This window comes from Cellulosimicrobium cellulans, from assembly GCF_001722485.1.
Classification (GTDB): Bacteria; Actinomycetota; Actinomycetes; order Actinomycetales; family Cellulomonadaceae; genus Cellulosimicrobium; species Cellulosimicrobium cellulans_A.
In genome coordinates this window covers 1-6,672 of the sequence record NZ_LWGL01000164.1, presented here as the reverse complement: position 1 = coordinate 6,672, position 6,672 = coordinate 1, and the positions used below count along the sequence as shown (strand labels likewise).

Annotated in this window: 5 protein-coding genes and 1 pseudogene; 1 reads left to right on the top strand and 5 read right to left on the bottom strand. The window is 75.4% G+C overall.

The annotated features are described in order from the left end of the window. From JZ5iCDA_RS14360 to infB, 5 genes and pseudogenes are all read right to left on the bottom strand, one after another. The coding region (locus JZ5iCDA_RS14360; RefSeq protein ID WP_069387782.1) for an ABC transporter ATP-binding protein at positions 1-608 on the bottom strand (608 nt) is incomplete at its 3' end. A gap of 33 nt (positions 609-641) precedes the next feature. Beyond that, positions 642-1,649 (bottom strand): bifunctional riboflavin kinase/FAD synthetase, encoded by a 1,008-nt coding sequence (locus JZ5iCDA_RS14355; RefSeq protein WP_069387781.1) that lies wholly within the window; start codon positions 1,647-1,649, stop codon positions 642-644. Positions 1,650-1,739: 90 nt separating this feature from the next. Then, positions 1,740-2,735: a tRNA pseudouridine(55) synthase TruB gene (gene truB, locus JZ5iCDA_RS14350; RefSeq protein WP_069387780.1), complete on the bottom strand. Its 996-nt coding sequence runs from the start codon at positions 2,733-2,735 to the stop codon at positions 1,740-1,742. After that, positions 2,719-3,159, bottom strand: a complete 441-nt coding sequence (gene rbfA / locus JZ5iCDA_RS14345; protein WP_069387779.1) for a 30S ribosome-binding factor RbfA — start codon at positions 3,157-3,159, stop codon at positions 2,719-2,721. The genes truB and rbfA overlap by 17 nt, the downstream gene beginning before the upstream one ends. A 273-nt stretch (positions 3,160-3,432) precedes the next feature. Next, positions 3,433-6,120, bottom strand: a pseudogene (gene infB / locus JZ5iCDA_RS14340) (translation initiation factor IF-2); the annotation flags it as partial. Between infB and folK the strand changes: the two are divergent. Next, positions 6,036-6,672: 2-amino-4-hydroxy-6-hydroxymethyldihydropteridine diphosphokinase (gene folK, locus JZ5iCDA_RS14335; RefSeq protein WP_139123127.1), on the top strand; the 637-nt coding region annotated here is incomplete at its 3' end. The pseudogene infB and the gene folK sit on opposite strands and share 85 nt — an antisense overlap.

Below are 6,672 nucleotides of genomic sequence, written 5' to 3'. Positions count from 1 at the left end.
CGCGTCGCGACCTCCGGGTCGTGGGTCGCGAGGACCACGGCGACGCCGCGCGCGGCCTCGGCGGCGAGCAGGTCGGCGACGAGCCGCCGGGTGCCCGGGTCGAGGCGCTGCTCGGGCTCGTCGAGCACGAGCACGTCGCGCGGGCGCACGAACGCCGACGCCAGCAGGAGGCGCCGGCGCTGCCCGGAGGACAGCTCGGTCGGTGCGGCGTCGGCGCGCGCGGCAATGCCGAACCGGTCGAGCTCGTCGTCGACGACGCGTCCCGCCTCGACGACGCCGTGCCCGCGGGCGAGGAGCACGAGGTGCTCGCGCACGCTCAGGCCGGGGAAGTACGCGTCGTCGTCCTCCACGCCCGCGATGCGCGCGCGGAAGCCGCGCTCGCGCTCGTCGACGGGGCGGCCGAGCATCTCGACCGACCCCCCGAGCGGCGCGAGCCGGCCGAGCAGCGTGCGCAGGACCGTGGACTTGCCGCTGCCGTTGGGCCCGACGACGGCGAGCACCTCGCCCGGGCCGACGGCGAGGTCGACCGGTGCGCACACGGGCGTCTCCCCGTAGCCGACCCGCAGCCCGCGGGCGACGACGGCCGCCGTCCCGAGCTCCGTCGCCACGCGCTCCTCCCCCACGACGTCCCCCTCGTCCGGTCAGGTCGCGGCGCCGGCCGCGAGGGTCGCGCGGGCGCGCGCGACGTCGTCGCGCATCTGCGCGACGAGCGGCTCGACGCCGTCGAAGCGCAGGGTCGGCCGGAGGCGGTCGACGAGCTCGAGCACGACCTCCTCGTCGTAGAGGTCGAGGTCGGTGCGGTCGAGCACGTACGCCTCGACGCGGCGCTCCTGACCGTCGAACGTCGGGTTGGTCCCGATGGAGATCGCCGCGGGCAGTCGGACGTCGGCGTGCGCCGGGTCGGCGGCGGCGAGCTGCGGCCGCACGAACCAGCCGGCGTAGACGCCGTCGGCGGGGACCATGCCGGAGATGCCGCCGAGGTTCGCCGTCGGGTAGCCGAGCTCGCGTCCGCGCGCGTCGCCGTGCACGACCGTCCCGCGGACGCGGTGGTGGCGTCCGAGGATCCGCGCGGCCTCGCGCACGTCGCCCGCGGCGAGGAGCGCGCGCACGCCCGTCGACGACCAGCGGGCGTCGTGGTGGGCGCCCGGCTCGTCGGTGACGGGCACGCCCTGGTGCTGCCCGACGTCGTCGATCGCGACGACCTCGAAGCCGTACCGCTCGCCGAGCTCGACCATCGTCGCGAGCGTGCCGGTGTTGTCCCGGCCGAAGCGCACGTCGTGCCCCACGACGACCGTGCCGACCCGCAGCCCGTCGACGAGGTAGGTGCGGACGAACTCCTCGGGCGTCTGGCGCGCGAAGTCGAGCGTGTAGTCCACGAGCAGGACCGCGTCGAGGCCGGTGCCCGCGAGGAGCTCCATGCGGTCGGCGATGCCGGTGATCAGCTCGGGCGCGTGCCCCGGCCTGTGCACCGCGGCGGGGTGCGGGTGGAACGTCACCGCGACCGCGTGGGCGTCGCGCGAGCGCGCGAGCTCGACGATGCGGCCGAGCACCTGCGCGTGCCCGCGGTGGACGCCGTCGAAGTTGCCGATGGTCACGACCGTGGGGCCGAATCCCGGGGGAACCTGGCTCAGGTCCGTCCACAGGTGCACGCAGAGCTCCTCGAGGTGGGTGGTGCGGGGGCGGCTCGTGCCGCGCCGGGCGACGGCGGGGGCCGCGCTGGACAAGACTGCCACGCCGCGTCAGGCGGGGGCGAGGACGAGCACCGGGCGGGCGAGGTCCTCGCCGCGCCGGCGGGTGTCCTCGACGAGCGCGACGAGTGTGCCGTCGGGCGCGAGGGCGGCGACGGTGCCGTCGCGGCCCGACGCGGCCACCCACTGCCCGTACGACAGCGCGGTGGCCTCCGGCGCGGTGAGCTCGCGCACGGCGAAGGCGGCACGCGCGGCCTCGGCGGGCGGGATCGTCGCGAGCACGCCGTCGCGGTCGGCCTGCGCCTCGGCGTCCTCGAGCGTGACCGCGAGGTCGAGCCCGTACCCGCCGACGCGCGTGCGGCGCAGCGCCGTGAGGTGCCCCCCGGTGCCGAGCGCCGCGCCGAGGTCGCGCGCGAGGGCGCGCACGTACGTCCCGGAGGAGCAGACCACGGTGACGTCGACGTCGAGCGCGGCGGGCGCGTCGTCGGGCAGCCCGCCGGTGCCGGGCGGCACGGGACGGACGTCGTGCACGTCGAACCGGGAGACGATCACGGGGCGGGCGGCGAGCTCGACCTCCTCGCCGGCCCGGGCGCGCGCGTACGCCCGCTTCCCGTCGACCTTGATCGCGCTCACCGTGCTCGGCACCTGCTCGATGTCGCCGGTGAGGCGCGCGACCTCCGCCTCGAGCGCCTCACGGGCGACGCCGGACGCGTCGGCGCGGGTCACGACCTCGCCCTCGGCGTCGTCGGTGGTGGTCGCGACGCCGAGACGGACGGTGGCCGTGTACTCCTTGTCGGCCCCGACGAGGTAGGTCAGCAGCCGCGTCGCCCGGCCGACGCCGAGCACGAGCACCCCGGTGGCCATGGGGTCGAGCGTCCCGGCGTGGCCGACCTTGCGCGTCCCGGCGAGCCGGCGCGCGCGCCCGACGACGTCGTGGCTCGTCCAGCCGCCGGGCTTGTCGACGACGAGCAGCCCGTCCGGCGCGGTGGGGCGTCGGGGGGCGGCGGGACGGTCGGTCCGGTCGGTCCGGTCAGTCCTCGCGCTCATCGCCCTGCTCGGGCGCGCGGTAGGGATCGGCGTCGCCGGCGTAGGCCTTGCCCTCGCGCAGCGCGGCGAGCTCGGCGTCACGACGCCGTGCCTCGACGAGCGCCGCGTCGAGGTGCGCGGCGGTCTCGGGCACGGCGTCGAGGTGGAACTCGATCGTCGGCGTGAGGCGGATGCCGGTCTGCTTGCCGACCTCGGACCGGATGAGCCCCTTGGCGCTCTCGAGCGCCGCAGCGGTGCCGGCGCGCTCCTCGTCCGACCCGTACACCGTGTAAAACACGGACGCGTTCTGCAGGTCGCCGGTGACGCGGACGTCCGTCACCGTGACGAACCCGAGCCGCGGGTCCTTGATCCGCGAGTCGAGCAGCCGCGCGACGATCTCCTTGATCCGGTCGGCGAGCTTCCTCGCCCGAGGGTTGTCCACCATGGTTTTCTTCCTTTCGTTCCGCCCTACCCTGCCTCGCAGCGCCCGGACGTGCCTGGTGACGGTCGGCACCGGTCGGGTGAGGAGGAGGACGAGGGCCGGGCCGCAGCAGGGCGGCGGCGGGTCGTGGCTGGGCCTGGCGGGAGCCCGCGAGGGACGAGCGGGCGGATGGTAGACCCGCCGCCGTCCTGCGGAGGCACGGACCGGAGGTGACCGGCCCTGCCGAGACGACGACCGGGGGCGAGCGAAGTCGCCCACCCCCGGTCACCGATCACGTCAGGAACGCGGCTTCTCCCGCATCTCCCACGTCTCGATCGTGTCGCCGACCTGCAGGTCGTTGAAGGACCCGAGCCCGATACCGCACTCGTAGCCCTCGCGGACCTCGGTCGCGTCGTCCTTGAACCGCTTGAGCGACTCGACCGTGAGGTTGTCCCCCACGACCTTGCCGTCGCGCAGGACGCGCGCCTTGGCGTTGCGGCGGATCTCGCCGGACCGGACGATCGACCCGGCGATGTTGCCGAACTTCGAGGAGCGGAAGATCTCGCGGATCTCCGCGGTGCCCAGCTGGGCCTCCTCGTACTCGGGCTTGAGCATGCCCTTGAGCGCGGCCTCGACGTCCTCGATCGCCTGGTAGATGACCGAGTAGAACTTGACCTCGACGCCCTCGCGGTCCGCCAGCTCCTCGACGCGCTCGCCGAACTTCACGTTGAAGCCGATGATCACCGCGTTGTCGACGGTGGCGAGGTTGACGTCGTTCTGCGTGATGGCACCCACACCGCGGTGGATGACGCGCAGCTGGACCTCGTCGCCGACGTCGATCTTGAGCAGCGCGTCCTCGAGCGCCTCGACGGCACCGGACACGTCTCCCTTGAGGACGAGGTTGAGGGTCTCGACCTTGCCCTGCTGGAGGGCCTGCGTGAAGTCCTCGAGGCTGATGCGCTTGCGGCGCTTGGCCAGGAGGGCGGCACGCTCGGCGGCCTCGCGCTTCTCGGCGATCTGGCGCGCGGTGCGCTCGTCGGGCGCCACGAGGAACGTGTCGCCCGCGCTCGGCACGGACGCGAGACCGAGCACGAGGACCGGACGGGCGGGGCCCGCCTCGGTCACGGCGGCGCCGTGCTCGTCGAACATGGCGCGCACGCGGCCGTGGGCCGTGCCCGCGACGATCGCGTCGCCGACGCGCAGCGTGCCGGACTGGACCAGCACCGTCGCGACGGCACCGCGGCCCTTGTCGAGGTTCGCCTCGATGGCGACGCCGCGCGCGTCCTTGTCGGGGTTGGCGCGCAGGTCGAGCGAGGCGTCGGCCGTGAGCAGGACGGCCTCGAGGAGGTCGTCGATGCCCATGTTCTGCTTCGCGGAGACGTCGACGAACATCGTGTCGCCGCCGTACTCCTCCGCCACGAGGTTGTACTCGGTGAGCTGCTGGCGGATCTTGGCGGGGTTGGCCCCCTCCTTGTCCACCTTGTTGACGGCGACGACGATCGGCACGTTCGCGGCCTGGGCGTGGTTGAGCGCCTCGATGGTCTGCGGCATGACGCCGTCGTCCGCGGCCACGACGAGGATCGCGATGTCCGTCACCTGCGCACCGCGGGCACGCATGGCGGTGAACGCCTCGTGACCCGGGGTGTCGATGAAGGTGATGGCGCGGTCGGCGCCCTCGTGCTCGTGCCGGACCTGGTAGGCACCGATGTGCTGGGTGATGCCACCGGCCTCGCCGGCCACGACGTCCGTCTGGCGGATGGCGTCGAGCAGCTTCGTCTTTCCGTGGTCGACGTGACCCATGACGGTCACGACCGGCGGACGGGCCATGAGCTCGTCGTCGCCCTCGGCCTCGAGCTCGGCGTCCAGGTCGATGTCGAAGGACCCGAGCAGCTCGCGGTCCTCCTCCTCGGCCGAGACCATCTCGATGACGTAGCCGAGCTCGGCCGCGAGGGTGCCGAACGTGTCCTCGTCGAGGGACTGCGTCGCGGTCGCCATCTCACCGAGGTGGAACAGCACCGTGACGAGGCTCGCGGGGTTCGCGTCGATCTTGTCGGCGAAGTCGTTGAGCGAGGAGCCGTGACGCAGCCGCACGACGGTCGAGCCGTTCCCGCGCGGGACCTGCACGCCGCCGAGCGACGGCGCCTGCATCTGCTCGAACTCCTGGCGCTTCGCGCGCTTCGACTTGCGCCCGCGGACGGGACGACCGCCGGCGCGACCGAACGCGCCCTGCGTCGAGCCGCGACCGGCGCCACCGCGGCCACCGCCGCCGGGACGGCCGGCGAAGCCGCCACCACCACCGGGAGCACCGCCGCCACCACCGGGACGACCGCCGAAGCCGCCGCGGCCGCCGCCACCGCCGGGACGCCCGCCGGGAGCGGGACGCTCGCCGGGGCGACCGACCGAGGTGCGGCCGGGCATCATGCCGGGGTTCGGGCGCGGGCCGCCGGGACGGGGCGCGGGACGCGGACCGCCCGGACGAGGACCGCCGGAGCGCTCGCCGGAGGGAGCGGCGTCGGAGCGCTCGGGACGCGATCCGGGCCGGGGCATGCCCTGGCTGGACGCGAACGGGTTGTTGCCGGGACGCGGGGCGCCCGGGCGGGGACCGCCGGGGCGCGGACCGCCCTGGCGCGGCATGCCCTGGCTGGACGCGAACGGGTTGTTGCCCGGGCGCGGAGCGCCGGGACGTGCGCCCGGACGCCGCCGACGAGGACCAGCGGGCCCCGGCCCAGCAGCCGACCGGACCCGACGGCGAGCAGGGCGCCCCGCACGACGGCGGGCCGACGGGCCCGACGCCCGCCGTCCTCGGCGCGGAGCACGTCGGGGACGCGAACGCCCAGGTGCCGGCCGCGCCGGCCCCGGCCGACGCGGCGCCTCCCGCCCCCGGGCGACCCCGGGACCGGATGGACGAGGTGCCCGCGGACTTCGTCGAGGTCGTCCTCGCGCTCGGCGCCAACCTCGGGGACGCGCAGCGGACGCTGCGCCAGGCGATCACCGACCTCGACCGCATCCCCGGCCTGGAGATCACGGACGTGTCGCCGCTCGCGCGCACGGCCGCCGTCGGGCCGGAGCAGCCCGACTACCTCAACACCGTGCTCCTGGCCCGCACGCGCCTGTCCGCGCGCGACCTCATGCACGCGTGCCAGGACGTCGAGCGCGCCCACGGGCGCGTGCGCGACGAGCGCTGGGGCCCGCGGACGCTCGACGTCGACGTCGTCGTGTACGGGTCGCTGACGGACGTCGCGGACGACCTCGAGCTCCCGCACCCGCGGGCGCACGAGCGCGCGTTCGTGCTCGAGCCGTGGTCGCAGGTCGACCCCGACGCCGTGCTCCCCGGCCTCGGCGGCGGGCCGGTCGCGGCGCTCGCGGCCACGGCGCCGGACCGCGCGGGCATCCGCTGGCTCGCGCTGGACTGGCTGACCGAGCCCGCGCCGAACCCGACCGGCGCGGTCCCGGTCACGACGGCCGGCACCGACGTCGCTCCGCAGGCGCCCGTGCACCAGCCCCCGGTCGCGCCGGCGGACGTGCACCAGCCGACCG

What these genes read in the sequence shown, in the direction of transcription:
- truB (WP_069387780.1), bottom strand. Translation starts at nt 2,735, where the DNA reads ATGAGCGCGAGGACTGACCGGACCGACCGGACCGACCGTCCCGCCGCC.
- rbfA (WP_069387779.1), bottom strand. Translation starts at nt 3,159, where the DNA reads ATGGTGGACAACCCTCGGGCGAGGAAGCTCGCCGACCGGATCAAGGAG.